The 13625-nt window shown below is 59.8% G+C and carries 11 protein-coding genes; 8 read left to right on the top strand and 3 right to left on the bottom strand.

Annotated elements, in window-relative coordinates:
• Window positions 1-117: 117 nt before the first annotated feature.
• From AB5Y82_RS16920 to aroG, 5 genes are all read left to right on the top strand, one after another.
• Window positions 118-885 (top strand): electron transfer flavoprotein subunit beta/FixA family protein, encoded by a 768-nt coding sequence (locus tag AB5Y82_RS16920; RefSeq protein WP_368174273.1) that lies wholly within the window; start codon window positions 118-120, stop codon window positions 883-885.
• Window positions 882-1808 carry an electron transfer flavoprotein subunit alpha/FixB family protein gene (locus tag AB5Y82_RS16925; protein WP_368174274.1) on the top strand — a complete coding sequence of 309 codons (927 nt, stop codon included), beginning with the start codon at window positions 882-884 and terminating at the stop codon, window positions 1806-1808. Before AB5Y82_RS16920 ends, AB5Y82_RS16925 begins: the two co-directional genes overlap by 4 nt.
• A gap of 225 nt (window positions 1809-2033) precedes the next feature.
• Window positions 2034-3122, top strand: coding sequence for a 3-phosphoserine/phosphohydroxythreonine transaminase (serC, locus tag AB5Y82_RS16930; RefSeq protein ID WP_323927779.1), 1089 nt, complete (start codon window positions 2034-2036; stop codon window positions 3120-3122).
• Between the two features lie 227 nt (window positions 3123-3349).
• Entirely contained in the window at window positions 3350-4633 is a 1284-nt protein-coding gene (gene aroA / locus AB5Y82_RS16935; protein ID WP_005351267.1) for a 3-phosphoshikimate 1-carboxyvinyltransferase, read from the top strand.
• A gap of 220 nt (window positions 4634-4853) precedes the next feature.
• On the top strand, window positions 4854-5909 hold the full coding sequence (gene aroG / locus AB5Y82_RS16940) for a 3-deoxy-7-phosphoheptulonate synthase AroG (RefSeq protein WP_201950654.1): 1056 nt from the start codon (window positions 4854-4856) through the stop codon (window positions 5907-5909).
• 126 nt (window positions 5910-6035) lie between these two features.
• Here the strand turns inward: aroG and AB5Y82_RS16945 are convergent, their stop codons facing one another.
• Entirely contained in the window at window positions 6036-7631 is a 1596-nt protein-coding gene (locus AB5Y82_RS16945; RefSeq protein ID WP_368174275.1) for a methyl-accepting chemotaxis protein, read from the bottom strand.
• Between the two features lie 256 nt (window positions 7632-7887).
• Between AB5Y82_RS16945 and hutW the strand changes: the two genes are divergently transcribed.
• Complete coding sequence (gene hutW, locus AB5Y82_RS16950; protein ID WP_111900015.1) at window positions 7888-9249, top strand: heme anaerobic degradation radical SAM methyltransferase ChuW/HutW; 1362 nt, start codon at window positions 7888-7890, stop codon at window positions 9247-9249.
• Window positions 9250-9347: 98 nt separating this feature from the next.
• Here hutW and AB5Y82_RS16955 read toward each other — a convergent pair whose 3' ends face one another.
• The gene (locus AB5Y82_RS16955; RefSeq protein ID WP_111900014.1) at window positions 9348-10736 is read right to left on the bottom strand and encodes a DEAD/DEAH box helicase; all 1389 of its coding nucleotides are present in this window, start codon (window positions 10734-10736) and stop codon (window positions 9348-9350) included.
• 182 nt (window positions 10737-10918) lie between these two features.
• Window positions 10919-11395, bottom strand: coding sequence for a glutathione peroxidase (locus AB5Y82_RS16960; protein ID WP_069527243.1), 477 nt, complete (start codon window positions 11393-11395; stop codon window positions 10919-10921).
• Between the two features lie 349 nt (window positions 11396-11744).
• Here AB5Y82_RS16960 and AB5Y82_RS16965 point away from each other — a divergent pair, with 349 nt between their 5' ends.
• Together AB5Y82_RS16965 and AB5Y82_RS16970 are read left to right on the top strand one after the other, a co-directional pair.
• Window positions 11745-12353 carry a 2OG-Fe(II) oxygenase gene (locus AB5Y82_RS16965; RefSeq protein ID WP_069553899.1) on the top strand — a complete coding sequence of 203 codons (609 nt, stop codon included), beginning with the start codon at window positions 11745-11747 and terminating at the stop codon, window positions 12351-12353.
• 204 nt (window positions 12354-12557) lie between these two features.
• Window positions 12558-13547, top strand: a complete 990-nt coding sequence (locus tag AB5Y82_RS16970) for a D-alanine--D-alanine ligase (RefSeq protein ID WP_368174276.1) — start codon at window positions 12558-12560, stop codon at window positions 13545-13547.
• The last annotated feature ends 78 nt before the right edge of the window (window positions 13548-13625 follow it).

Consider the following 13625-nt stretch of genomic DNA (forward strand, 5'->3'; position numbering starts at 1 on the left):
GTAAAGTAGTTGTAAGCAAAACTGAGCAAGAAAAAGCAAAAAATCAGGGAAGAGCGTACTGCAACAAACGCAGAGGCACACTAATGAATTCAATCCAAAGAGATGAGGCATGACCCCATGAAGCTGCTGGTCGCGATCAAACGGGTAGTCGACTACAACGTCAAGATCCGGGTGAAGGGAGACGGCTCCGACGTGGAGCTCGCCAATGTGAAGATGGGGATCAACCCCTTTTGTGAAATTGCGGTGGAGGAGGGGGTCAGGCTGCGGGAAGCCGGGGTTGCCAGCGAACTGGTGGTGGTGACCTTTGGCCCTGACGCTGCCGCCGAGCAACTGCGCCATGGGCTGGCGCTGGGGGCGGATCGGGCGCTGCACTATATAACCTGTGAGAGTGTCACCGATGAGACGCTCACCCCGCTGACTGTCGCCCGCGCCTTGCACAAGGTGTGTGAGCAGGAGCTGCCGGATCTGGTGCTGCTCGGCAAGCAATCCATCGATTCAGACAACAATCAGGTGGCCCAGATGCTGGCTGCCCTCAATGAGTGGCCGCTGGCGACCTGCGCGTCAGCCCTCAAGGTGGAAGCGGGGGAACTGCTGGTGACCCGCGAAATCGACGGTGGCCTCGAGACCCTGGGCATGCCGTTGCCTGCCGTGGTGAGCGCCGATCTGCGTTTGAATGAACCGCGCTTTGCTTCGTTGCCCAACATCATGAAGGCCAAGCGCAAGCCGCTTGATAGCGCCCCGTTCTCGACACTCGCCGTTGAGGTGGCCAATCAGACCCGCTTGCTAGGAGTGATGGCACCGCCAGCCCGCAGCGCCGGGATCAAGGTGGGCTCGGTGGACGAGCTGGTGGACAAACTCAAACACGAAGCGAAGGTGCTGCCATGAGCGTGCTGATCATTGCCGAACATCATCAGGGCCATCTGGCCGACAACGTGGCACAACTGGTCACCGCTGCCGTCTCCATCGGCGGTCAGGTTGACCTGCTGTTGCTGGGTCAGGGGCTGACCGAGGCGGGTGAACAGGCGGCTGCCCTTGGCGGTGTCGACAAGGTGTTGCTTGCCGAACATCCCCGCTTGGCCGACGGGCTGCTGGATGGGGTGGACAAGCTGCTGGCCAGCTGGTGTGAAGGTTACAGCCACTGCCTGATGGCGGCGAGTGCCATGGGCAAGGCGCTGCTGCCACAGGTGGCGGCCCGGCTCGGGGTGGAGATGCTCTCCGAGGTGACGGCTATCGAGAGCAGCGACACCTTCCTGCGCCCTATCTATGCGGGCAATGCCATCGCCAGAGTGGCAAGCTCGGCGCCCGTCAAAGTGATGACGGTGCGGGCCACCGCGTTTGCCAAGGCGGCGACAGGCGGGCAGGCTCTCATCGAGCGCTTGGCCGTGCCCGAATTCGCTGGTCGTACCCGGTTGGTCGAGCGCCGCGCGGTGCGCTCCAGCAGGCCCGAACTGACCGCCGCTCGGGTGGTTGTCTCCGGTGGCCGGGCGCTGGGCTCAAAGGCGCAGTTTGCTTTGATAGAAGCGCTGGCCGACAAGCTGGGTGGGGCGGTGGGCGCATCGCGAGCCGCCGTTGATGCGGGATATGTCGCTAACGATCTGCAAGTGGGGCAGACCGGCAAGGTGGTGGCGCCCGAGCTCTATATCGCGGTCGGCATTTCGGGCGCCATCCAGCATCTGGCGGGGATGAAGGAGTCGAAGGTGATCGTGGCCATCAACAAGGACAGTGAAGCCCCCATCTTTCAGGTGGCTGACTACGGGCTGGTGGGGGATCTCTTCACTCTGCTGCCGGAGCTCACCGCCAAACTGTAAATTTGTCAGAAATGGCTGAGCTGTGGTCGTTTATGCGCTCTGCCCGCCATTTCTGTGCATGTTCCCTGCAAGCCCTGACCCGTTCAGGGCTTTTTCTCCTGCAAGGGGGTCGCAGAGTGACGGTAAAAGGTTGAGCCAGCTCCCAAAAAGCCTTTGATCCGCTGGCTGCTCTTGTGTAAAACCTGACAAGTCATCGATTACTCTCATCCACTCACGGAAAGCGTCATGAGCAAACAGATTTACAACTTCTGCGCCGGCCCCGCCATGCTGCCGGTTGAAGTCATGGAGCGCGCCCAGCGCGAATTTTGTAATTTTCAGGGGCTGGGAGCCTCGGTCATGGAGCTTTCCCATCGCGGCAAGCCCTACATGGCGGTTGCCGAGAAGGCCGAAGCTGATCTGCGCGAGCTGCTGGCGGTGCCGGACAACTACAAGGTGCTCTTCATGCACGGTGGCGGCCGCGGTCAGTTCTCCGCCGTGCCCATGAACCTGCTGGGCGGGGCCAACAAGAAGGCGGACTTCCTGCTGACCGGTGTCTGGTCCCAGAGCGCGGTGGATGAAGCCAAAAAGTATGGCGATATCCAGACCTTCCAGGGGGTTGCCAAGAACGAGCAGGGGATCTCCCACCTGCTGCCGACCCCGGCGTTTCGCGCCGATGCGGCTTATGTTCACTACTGTCCGAACGAAACCATCGACGGCATCGAGATGTTTGACATCCCGGCTACCGGCGAGGTGCCGCTGGTGGCGGATCTCTCCTCCACCATTCTCTCCCGTCCTCTCGATGTGAGCCGCTTTGGCATCATCTATGCTGGTGCCCAGAAAAATATCGGGCCGTCCGGGCTTGCCATCGCCATCGTGCGCGATGACTTGCTGGATCAGGCGAGAGCCGATGTCCCCTCGATTTTCGACTACAAGCTGACTGCCAAGAACGACTCCATGTTCAACACGCCGCCCACCTACGCCTGGTATCTGGCCGGTCTGGTGTTCGAGTGGCTGAAAGAACAGGGTGGCCTCGAGGCGATGGAAGCGCGCAACAAGGAGAAGGCCGACTTCCTCTATGACTATCTCGATCAGTCGAGCTTCTACGGCAATCAGGTGAATGTCAGCTGCCGTTCGCGGATGAACATCCCGTTCCAGCTGAAAAATGCCGAGCTGGACAAGCAGTTCCTGGCCGAATCGGAAGCCGCTGGCCTGCTGGCCCTCAAAGGACACCGCATTGTCGGTGGCATGCGCGCCAGCATCTACAATGCCATGCCGCTGGAGGGAGTGAAGGCCTTGGTGAGCTTTATGGATGGCTTTGCCAAACGCCACGGCTGAGAAGAGAGTACATACGTGCTTGCTGGCGGCCTCTCTTGACAACTCGTGAGCCGCTTCCAGCTATTGCAGTGATTCAAGACGCCGGGGATACCCCGGCGTCTTTTTTTCAACAGAACCAGCGCGCTGGCGTTTGCTGTGCGATTTCCCCTGAAAGTGCCCTTGCCGAGCGGGACGCAGGCTGTTAACGTCCGGACAGGCGTTTATTTTTGAGATAGCACAGGAAGTCTATGAATTCGTTGCGTTTGGAACCCATTTCTCGTGTGGCCGGTGAGGTCAATCTGCCCGGCTCCAAGAGTGTCTCTAACCGTGCGCTGCTGCTGGCGGCGCTGGCTCGTGGCACCACCCGTCTGACCAACCTGCTCGACAGCGATGACATTCGTCACATGCTGGCTGCGCTGACCCAGCTCGGGGTCAAGTACAAGCTCTCCGCCGACAAGACCGAGTGCACCGTGCAGGGTCTGGGTCGCAGCTTTGCGGTGAAAGAGCCGGTCAATCTGTTCCTTGGCAACGCCGGTACTGCCATGCGACCGCTGTGCGCCGCGCTCTGCTTGGGCTCCGGTGAATATACCCTGGGCGGCGAGCCACGCATGGAAGAGCGTCCCATTGGCCATCTGGTGGATGCCCTGCGTGAAGCGGGTGCCCATATCCAGTACCTCAAACACGATGGTTATCCGCCGCTGGTGGTGGACGCCAAGGGGCTGTGGGGCGGCGACGTCCATGTCGATGGTTCTGTTTCCAGCCAGTTCCTGACCGCATTTTTGATGGCGGCGCCGATGGCGGCCGGTGATACCCGGATCCACATCAAGGGAGAGCTGGTCTCCAAGCCTTACATCGACATCACTCTGCACATCATGAAGCAGTTCGGGGTGGTCATCGAGCACGACAACTACAAGCTGTTCTACATCAAGGGCAACCAGACCTACATCAGCCCGGGTGACTTTCTGGTGGAAGGGGATGCCTCCAGCGCCTCCTACTTCCTCGCGGCGGGTGCCATCAAGGGCAAGGTACGGGTCACCGGTATCGGCAAGCACAGCATTCAGGGTGATATTCACTTCGCCGATGTGCTGGAGAAGATGGGCGCGCGCATCACCTGGGGTGATGATTTCATCGAGGCGGAGCAGGCGCCGCTGCACGGAGTGGATATGGACATGAACCATATTCCCGATGCGGCCATGACCATCGCGGTTGCCGCGCTGTTTGCCGAGGGGCCGACCTCCATTCGCAATATCTACAACTGGCGGGTGAAAGAGACCGATCGTCTGCACGCCATGGCGACCGAGCTGCGCAAGCTGGGCGTCGAAGTGGAGGAGGGGCATGACTTTATCACAGTGACCCCGCCGACCCAGCTCAAGCATGCCGAGATCGATACCTACAACGATCACCGTATCGCCATGTGCTTCTCGCTGGTGGCGCTGTCGGATACCCCGGTCACCATCAATGATCCCAAGTGCACCTCGAAGACCTTCCCGGATTACTTCGACAAGCTGGCCAGTATCAGCCAGCGTGGCTGATCACTGACAAACCCGTCATCACCGACGCTTCGGGCCCGCGCTGAGCGGGCCTTTTTGCCCTCCTCATCCGCACTTCCATTTCGCTTAGCATCATTTCAATAACTTGCAAGATTGCTCCGCAAAATAGTTTTGTGATTGCTGTAATTTCCTATTTACACATGGGCTGTCGCGGGCTATGTTGAGATTTCCTAATCGCAGTCATCTAGCAGGAAGCCTTGTCATGCAGCATCAAACCGACGACGTTCGTATCAGTGAAATCAAAGAGTTATTACCCCCGGTTGCGGTGCTTGAGAAGTTTCCGGCTACCGAGGTGGCCTCGTCCACCGTTTTTGAATCCCGTCAGGCCATTCACAATATCCTGGCCGGCGAAGATGATCGTCTGCTGGTGGTGATTGGTCCTTGCTCCATCCATGATCCGGTTGCCGCGCTGGAGTATGGCAAGCGCCTCAAGGCGTTGCGCGACGAGCTGAAAGGTCAGCTGGAGATCGTGATGCGGGTCTACTTCGAAAAACCGCGTACCACAGTGGGCTGGAAGGGGCTGATCAACGATCCGTACCTCGACAACAGCTGCAAGATCAACGATGGTCTGCGCATTGGTCGCAAGCTGTTGCTGGATCTCAACGACATGGGGCTGCCAACTGCCTCCGAGTTCCTCGACATGATCACCCCGCAATATGTGGCGGATCTGATGAGCTGGGGCGCGATCGGTGCCCGTACTACCGAATCCCAGGTACACCGCGAGCTGGCCTCCGGCCTCTCCTGTCCGGTGGGCTTCAAGAACGGTACTGACGGCACCATCAAGGTTGCCATCGATGCCATTGGCGCTGCCAGTGCGCCGCACCACTTCCTGTCGGTCACCAAATACGGTCACTCCGCCATCGTGGCGACCCGCGGCAACCCGGACTGTCACATCATTCTGCGTGGTGGTCGTGAGCCGAACTACAGCGCGGCTCATGTTGATGAGGTGGTGAAGGGGCTGGAGAAGGCCGGTCTGCCACAGAAGGTGATGATCGACTTTAGTCATGCCAACAGCAGCAAGCAGTTCAAGAACCAGATGGTGGTGGCTGAGGATGTGGCCAGCCAACTGCGTGCCGGTAGCAAGGCGGTGTTTGGGGTAATGGTGGAGAGCCATTTGGTGGAAGGCCGTCAGGATCTGGTGGAAGGGTGTGAACTCACCGTCGGCCAGAGCATCACCGATGCCTGCATCGGTTGGGCTGATACCGAAGTGTTGCTGCGCAACCTGGCGGATGCAGTCGCAACCCGCAACGCCCGCTAAAGTCATCCCGGCGGCGCTGTTAATCGTCAACGCGCCGCTGGAACAGCAACGATGCCATTCGGCCAAATCGAATCCATAAAGCAAAAGCGCGACCCTCGGGTCGCGCTTTTTCATATGTGAAGCGGATTACCAACGGTAGGTTTTCAGCAGCGCCTCCAGTTTCTGACACTGCTCCACCAACTGAATGCTGGCGAGGTTGGCGGCGTGCGCCTGACCCAGGGTATCGTTGGAGGTGTTGCGAATATCGCTTACCGAACTGTCTACCTCATGGCAGACCCTGTCCTGCTCTTCGGCCGACTGGGCCATCTGGGCGTTGAGGTCGTTGATACGGGCGATGCGCTCGATGATGTTCTGCATGGCTGCCAGGGTCGCTTCGGTCTTGCTGATGCTCTCATCGGCTTTGCTTTTTGCATCCCCGATCACCGTAACTGCGCTCTGGGCCTCATTTTGCAGGGCGGCGATCATCTGGGAGATCTCTTCGCTGGCGGCGCGGCTGCGGTTGGAGAGGGCCCGCACTTCATCGGCTACTACCGCAAAGCCACGGCCTTGCTCACCTGCCCGCGCCGCTTCAATGGCAGCGTTGAGGGCCAGCAGGTTGGTCTGATCGGCAATCCCCTTGATCACCTCGAGCACACCGTCAACCGCAAGACAGCGGCTGTCGAGTTGCTGGATCACCTGATCCACCCGATCGATCTCTGCCGACATCTCGCCCATATCGGTGATGGAGTGCTGGGCGAGGCGGCTGGTGTCGGCGGCATCCTGATTGGTGAGGGCCGAGAGCTCGGCGCTATGGCGGGCATGTTCGCGCACTTCATGAGAGCTGGCGGCCAGCTCGCTCACGGCGGCGGCGACCTGGGTGGTCATCCCCTCTTGCTGGCGGGCCGAGTTTTCGGTCTGGGTCGCCACCTGACGGATCTGGTTTGATTCCTGATAGAGCTGGTGGGTTGCCCCTTCCACCTCCTGCAGGCTGTGGCGGAATCCCTGCACCATATCATTGACGGCGCGGGTCATCTGGCCCAGTTCATCCCGGCTGTCATTGACCAGGGGGAGGGCGAGGTCGCGTTCTTTGGCCATCCGGATCATGGTGAGCTGCAGCTGGCGCAGTGGGTGTTTCACGTAGTGTTGCAATACCCACCAGAGCAAACCGAAGCCGAGGCCGAAGACGGCGGCCAGGCTGCCGCTCAGGATCAGGTTGTTGTGGCGGATCTCGCCGAAAGTGTGGCTGAGGTCATAACTGATCCGCACTGCCCCCATCACGGTCCCCTCATTGACCTGATGACAGGTGAGGCACTGGGTACCGCGATACTCCTTGTAGGCTTTGAACGGTTTGATCAGGGTGAGCCGGTTGCCCTGCTGCTCCAGAATGGCTTCGCCCTGATTGATGGCTCGCTCATCGAGGGGATCCTGCGCTTTCTGATCCGGGTGACCCGGGCCAAACAGGTTGCTGACGGCGGGGGCGCGTACCAGACGGGCTTCAACGATGCCCGCTTCACTCTTGAGTTTGGTCTGCACTATCTGCCGGTTGGCCATGCCACCTGTCATCATCAGCACGTTCACCTGATCCATATAGGTGTTGGCCATGCTCTCAACTTTCTCCTCAGCCAGCCGGATGGCGAGATCCCGTTGCAGCCAGGCAGAGAGTTCGAAGCAGAGGCCAAAGGTGGTGCTGATGACCAGCGCAAGAGGGAGGAATATTTTCCAGTTCAAGGAGAGGTTATGCATTTTGGGCAAGTTCCATGCGCTTGGTGTTGTTATGTGATCCCGTATCATCTTGATCGTAGACGAAGAAACGGCGGGAGATGGTTCTCTATCGGCACACGATAACCACTCTTGAGTAAATAATCTGTTAAGCAGATCGGTAATGCAGGTTGCCAAAATGCCTTTCGGGAGGGGGGCTGCTCCTCGGGTTGATCCAGAACAAATTGCAAGTAACGATAATCGTTATCATTGTCATTATTTGCTGATAATAGTGACCATCATGAATCTGACCCCTTCCATGACCGGCATTGCCACGCCGGATCCCCTCAAGTTTGCTTTTAGCGCCAAGACCTCGGCTCACGCCAGTCGGGGAGGGATGCGCCCCTTCCAGTTGGATGAGGCTGGCTGGCAGAGCTGGTGGCAGCGAGAGAGTGAAGCTGAGGAGCGCGCCCTCTACATCCACATTCCGTTTTGCCGCAAGCGCTGCAGCTTCTGCAATTTCTTTGAAAATGGCGCCAACCCGGCGCGGATCAACCGCTATGTCAACGCCTTGTGCGCCTCCCTTGCGCAGGCGGCTGATACCCCGCTGGCGCAGAGCATGCAGTTTTCAGCCGTCTATGTGGGGGGCGGTACGCCGACCGACATGAGCGCCGACGAGCTGGCCATGCTGGCCGCCGTGATCCGCCGTTTTCCGCTGGCGGCCGATGCCGAGGTGACGCTGGAGGGACGCCTCAACGGCTTTGATGATGAGAAATGGCAGGTGGCGTTGGCGGGGGGCTTCAACCGCTTCTCCTTCGGGGTGCAGAGCTTTGATACCCGGGTGCGTCAGCAGGCGGCCCGTTTCGATGACAGGGAGACGCTGCTGACCCGTCTGGGTGAGCTGACCCGGGATGATGCGGCTGTGATCGTGGCGGATCTCATCTTTGGTCTGCCCGGTCAGGATGATGTCGTATGGCAGCAGGATATCCGCGATGTGATGGCGAGCGGCGTACACGGGGTCGATCTCTACCAGCTCATCGCCATGCAGGGCACCAATCTGGAGCGGGCGCAGGAGAAGGGCACCCTGGATTGGCTCGCCGATGGCCAGCAGCGGGCGGCCATGTATGCCTATGGCGGGGCGCAACTGGAAGCTCACGGCTGGGAGCGTCTCTCTTGCAGCCACTGGCGGCGTAGTCCGGCCGAGCAGAGTCGTTATAACCAGATGGCCAAGCGCGGTGCGGAGATCCTCCCCTTTGGTGCCGGTGCTGGGGGCAGCATTCTTGGCCATGGCTTGATGTATGGACGGGATCTGGCCCCCTGGCACGATGCGCTGGCCAGTGGCAAGCGGGCGCCCGGGATGGTGATGGGGCGCAATCCCAATGCAAGGATGGACGGTCTGCTGCGTGGCGCCCTCGACAGTGGCGTGCTGGCGCTGGATCGTCTGCCAGCGCCTTTGCTGACCCATCTGATGCCGCTTTTTGCCGCCTGGCAGCAGCACGGGCTGGCCGAGATCGAGAATGCACGGTTGCAACTCACCCTCGCCGGACGCTTCTGGAACGTCAATATGCAGGCTGGCTTGTTCGAGTTCTTGCAGCACAATCCGCTCGATGGTTCAGCGCCGCCCAGCCATGGTACCGCCGCGGTGCGCCATTCGCTGGTTTGAGCCCGAGTGGAGCATTTGCACGACTCCGTGCGATCCATAACGAAAGAGGGAGCCTTGCAGGCTCCCTCTTTTGGCTTGGCAGTTAGCGTCGCGCGAGCTTACTCGTCGCTGCTCTCCTGATAGCTGTCGCGCATTGCTTTGGGCAAGCGGCGCATTGGCGCAAAGCCGATATCCTCGCCCACCACTTCCCGCTTGCGGGCCGGGGCGGGTTTCTTGGCTGCATCACCCTTGGCTTTGCCCTTGCCCGCGGCTGGCTTGCCCTTGGCATTGCTGCTCTTGGCGTTGGCATGACCGCGAGACCGAGGCGGGTTCTGCACCGGCTTGCTGCCCGGCAGAGTCTGGCGACTCGGCTTGCCGCTTGGCTCATACCCTTCCAGGATCTCTACGGACAGGGATTGGCCGATCAGGGCTTCGATCGCCTTGAGCTGACCCAGCTCGTCCTGGCTGACCAGCGAGATGGCCTCGCCGCCACGACCGGCGCGGCCGGTACGGCCGATACGGTGGATGTAATCTTCCGCCATCTGGGGCAGTTCGAAGTTGATCACGTAGGGCAGTTGATCGATGTCCAGACCGCGGGCGGCGATATCGGTCGCTACCAGCACCCGCACCTCGCCACTGCGAAAATCGGCCAGCGCCCGGTTGCGGGCACCCTGGCTCTTGTCACCGTGGATCGCCACGGTATTGAGACCATCTTTTTGCATCTGCTGGGCGAGGCGATCGGCGATCTGCTTGGTGCGAACAAACACCAGCACCCGCTGCCAGTTGCCACGGCCAATCATGTGGGAGAGCAGCTCGCGGCGGCGTTCCCGATCCACCTGAATGATGCGTTGGGTCACCTGTTCGGCGGCGGTGTTGCTGGGGTCTACCTCGATCAGGGTGGGATCATTGAGCAGATCATCCGCCAGCGCCTTGATGTCGCTTGAGAAGGTGGCAGAGAAAAGCAATGTCTGCCGCTCTGCAGGCAGCGCCTTCATGATACGGCGGATGTCGACGATAAAGCCCATGTCGAGCATGCGATCCGCTTCATCCAGCACCAGCACTTCCAGCTGGCTCAGGGTCAGGGCGCCCTGGGTCAGCAGATCCAGCAGACGGCCCGGGGTGGCGACCAGAATGTCTACCCCCAGCTTGATGGCGTCCAGATTGGGCTTGATGCTGACACCGCCATAGGCGATCAGAGTCTTGAACGGCAGGTGGTGGGCATACTTGATGATGCTCTCGCCCACCTGTGCCGCCAGTTCGCGGGTCGGGGTCAGTACCAGTGCGCGCACCTGACGACGGCCACGACCGTGGTTGGCCAGCAGACGCTGCAACATCGGCAGGGTGAAACCGGCCGTTTTGCCTGTGCCTGTCTGAGCGCCGCCGAGCACATCCTGACCGGCCAGAATGGCCGGAATCGCTTGCTGCTGGATGGGGGTTGGCTGTTCGTAACCCAGCTCCTTGACGGCCCGCAGAATATGCGGAGACAGACCCAGTTCGTTGAATGACATGTTCGAGAGAAACTCCTGAGATGAGCCTTTGGCTCAACGGGCAGCCAGCATGTTGGGGCCAGCCACGATATGGAAAAGATAGTGGGGCCGTAATATAGCAAAAGAGCGGCCGCTGCGCAGTAGCTGTCGCACCGGCCGCCATACAATCGTTCAACGCAGTGGCGTAAAACGGTGCGGGAGCATCAGAGCATCTCGCGGATCTGCTCGGCCAGACTCTCCGGTTTGGCCTGGGGGGCAAAGCGCTCCACCACGTTGCCATCGCGGTCGATCAGGAACTTGGTGAAGTTCCATTTGACGTTTTCCAGCCCAAGAAAGCCCGGTTTCTGTTGCTTGAGCCACTGGTAGAAGGGGTGGGCATGCTCACCGTTGACATCGCACTTGGCCATGATGGGGAAGCTGACCGGATAGTCGAGGGAGCAGAAGCGGGCGATCTCGTCCGCATCCCCCGGCTCCTGATTGCCGAACTGGTTGCAAGGGAAGCCCAAAATCACCAGCCCCTTGGGGCCGAGCTCCCGATAGAGCGTTTCCAGCCCTTCATATTGGGGAGTAAAGCCGCAGCGACTGGCCACATTGACCACCAGCACCACCTTGCCCGCCAGTTGAGTCAGCGGGTAGGGGGTACCATCCAGTCGTTGCAAAGTGAGATCGGGCAGAGGCATGAGAAGATCCTTTCGTGGGTGATGCGCGGGTTGTGCCGTGAGTAGTTCGGTCGGTGACAGAGACAAGCGCCGGATGAACAGAACATGGCGATGCGGATACGGTATCGGCTGGCTCTTGGCACCGCAAGGAGGCCGCGGCGCCTCCTCGTCCCGATTGCAAGGGCCATCACAGTTTCGACAGCCAATACGCTCTTTGGCAGGGCGGGATCACAACTGGCGACAAAAATGCGGGGAGGCGGGCAGCAACTCGCGTATTGATGTTGGGACTTCTCAAGAGAAGCAAACCGGTTTGTGACTTTGCCGGTAAGTCGCTACAAAGCGCCCTCTTTCCACTCATTGTGAGCCAATCTTGGACTATCAAGCTGCCATGGATGCCATTTACACCCGGGGATGGGTGATAGTGGATGATTTTTTGACCGCCGCCGAGGTGGATGTCCTCAAAGCCTGTTTGCCAGGCGAATGGCAACCGGCCGGGATCGGCCGTGACGCCCTGCACCAGGGCAATCCCGATATTCGCCGTGACCAGATCCACTGGCTGGAGCCCTCCCTCGGTGCGCCGGTGGCTGACTACCTCGCCCGGATGGAGTCCCTGCGTCTTGCCGCCAACCGGATGCTGATGCTGGGATTGTTCGACTACGAGGCCCACTTCGCCCGCTATCGCAGCGGGGATTTTTACGCCACCCATCGGGATGCCTTTGCCGGTCGCTCCAACCGCCGTCTTACCACCGTGTTTTACCTCAACAACGACTGGCTGCCCGAAGCGGGTGGAGTGCTACGCATGTATGACGACAAGGAGCAGTTTCTGATGGATGTCAGCCCCAAGGGGGGGCGGCTGGTCATGTTTCTCTCCGAGGAGTTTCCCCACGAGGTACTGCCTGCCAATCAGGAGCGCTACAGTATTGCCGGCTGGTTTCGGGTCAATGGCAACGGCATGGGAAGGGTCGATCCCCCGCGCTGAGTGGCAATGTGTCCCGATTTTGACACAGGGGAGACTTTTCACTGCAAGAAGTGGGGTCATGGGTCTCCCATCAGCTGACAAGGGTTGATCTCCCTTGCTACACTGGCGCGCACTTATGTTCGTATCTGGCTTCGTCCGGTTTTTATGGTGGTTGGCTTATCAAATGGTCATGACGAGGCCGCTTCTCCCAAGGGATCACATCTAATGAAGAACATGCATGTCTTGCTGCTGTGCGGCGGCGGTGGCTCCGAGCACGAAGTTTCTCTGCGCAGCGCCAATTTCCTCGAGCAACAACTGGGCCTTCTGCCTGGTGTCGAAGTGACCCGCGTCGAGATGTTCGCCGATCGCTGGCTCAGTGCCGATGGCCGCGAGTGCAAGCTGGGGCTCGACAAGCTGCTTTCGTTTGACAGCGTGGCCCGTCCGGTGGATTACGTGGTGCCCTGCATCCACGGCTACCCGGGTGAGACCGGCGATCTGCAATCCTTCCTCGAGCTGGCCGGATTGCCTTATCTCGGTTGCGATGCCGAGGCGAGCAAGATCTGCTTCAACAAGATCAGCACCAAGCTGTGGCTCTCCGCCATCGGCATTCCCAACACCCCGTACCTGTTCCTGACCGAGCAAAATGAGGCGGCGCTGGCCGAGGCCAAAGCCGCGCTGGCCAAGTGGGGCAAGGTCTTTATCAAGGCGGCCTCCCAGGGCTCTTCCGTTGGCTGCTACTCCGCCAGCAACGAAGCGGACCTGGTAAAAGGCATTGCCGATGCCTTTGGTTACTCCGAACAGGTACTGATTGAGAAGGCGGTCAAGCCGCGCGAGCTGGAAGTGGCGGTTTACCAGTATGGTGACGAGCTGGTGGCGACTTATCCGGGCGAGATCTGCGTGCCGCAGGATAAGTTTTACACCTATGAAGAGAAGTACAGCAGCGCCAGCCACACCGAGACCGCACTGCGTGCCGAGGGGCTGACCCAGGCGCAGGCTGAAGCTATTCACGAGTATGCCCTCAAGGCGTTCCGTCAGCTGAAACTGACCCACCTCTCCCGCATCGACTTCTTCCTGACCGAGGAGGGGGAGATCCTGCTGAATGAAATCAACACCTTCCCGGGCATGACCTCCATCTCCATGTTCCCGAAACTGCTGGAGCATCACGGTCACCGCTTCGCCGACTACCTTGAGCAGATTCTGCGCAAGCCCAGCTAAGTGTGCTCTCCCGCTCGCGGGATGAAGCAGAGCCCAATAAAAATCCCCGCCAATTGGCGGGGATTTTTTTATGTCTTT

The sequence above is a fragment of the Aeromonas sp. s13 genome (genome assembly GCF_040907905.1).
Taxonomy (GTDB): domain Bacteria; phylum Pseudomonadota; class Gammaproteobacteria; order Enterobacterales; family Aeromonadaceae; genus Aeromonas; species Aeromonas veronii.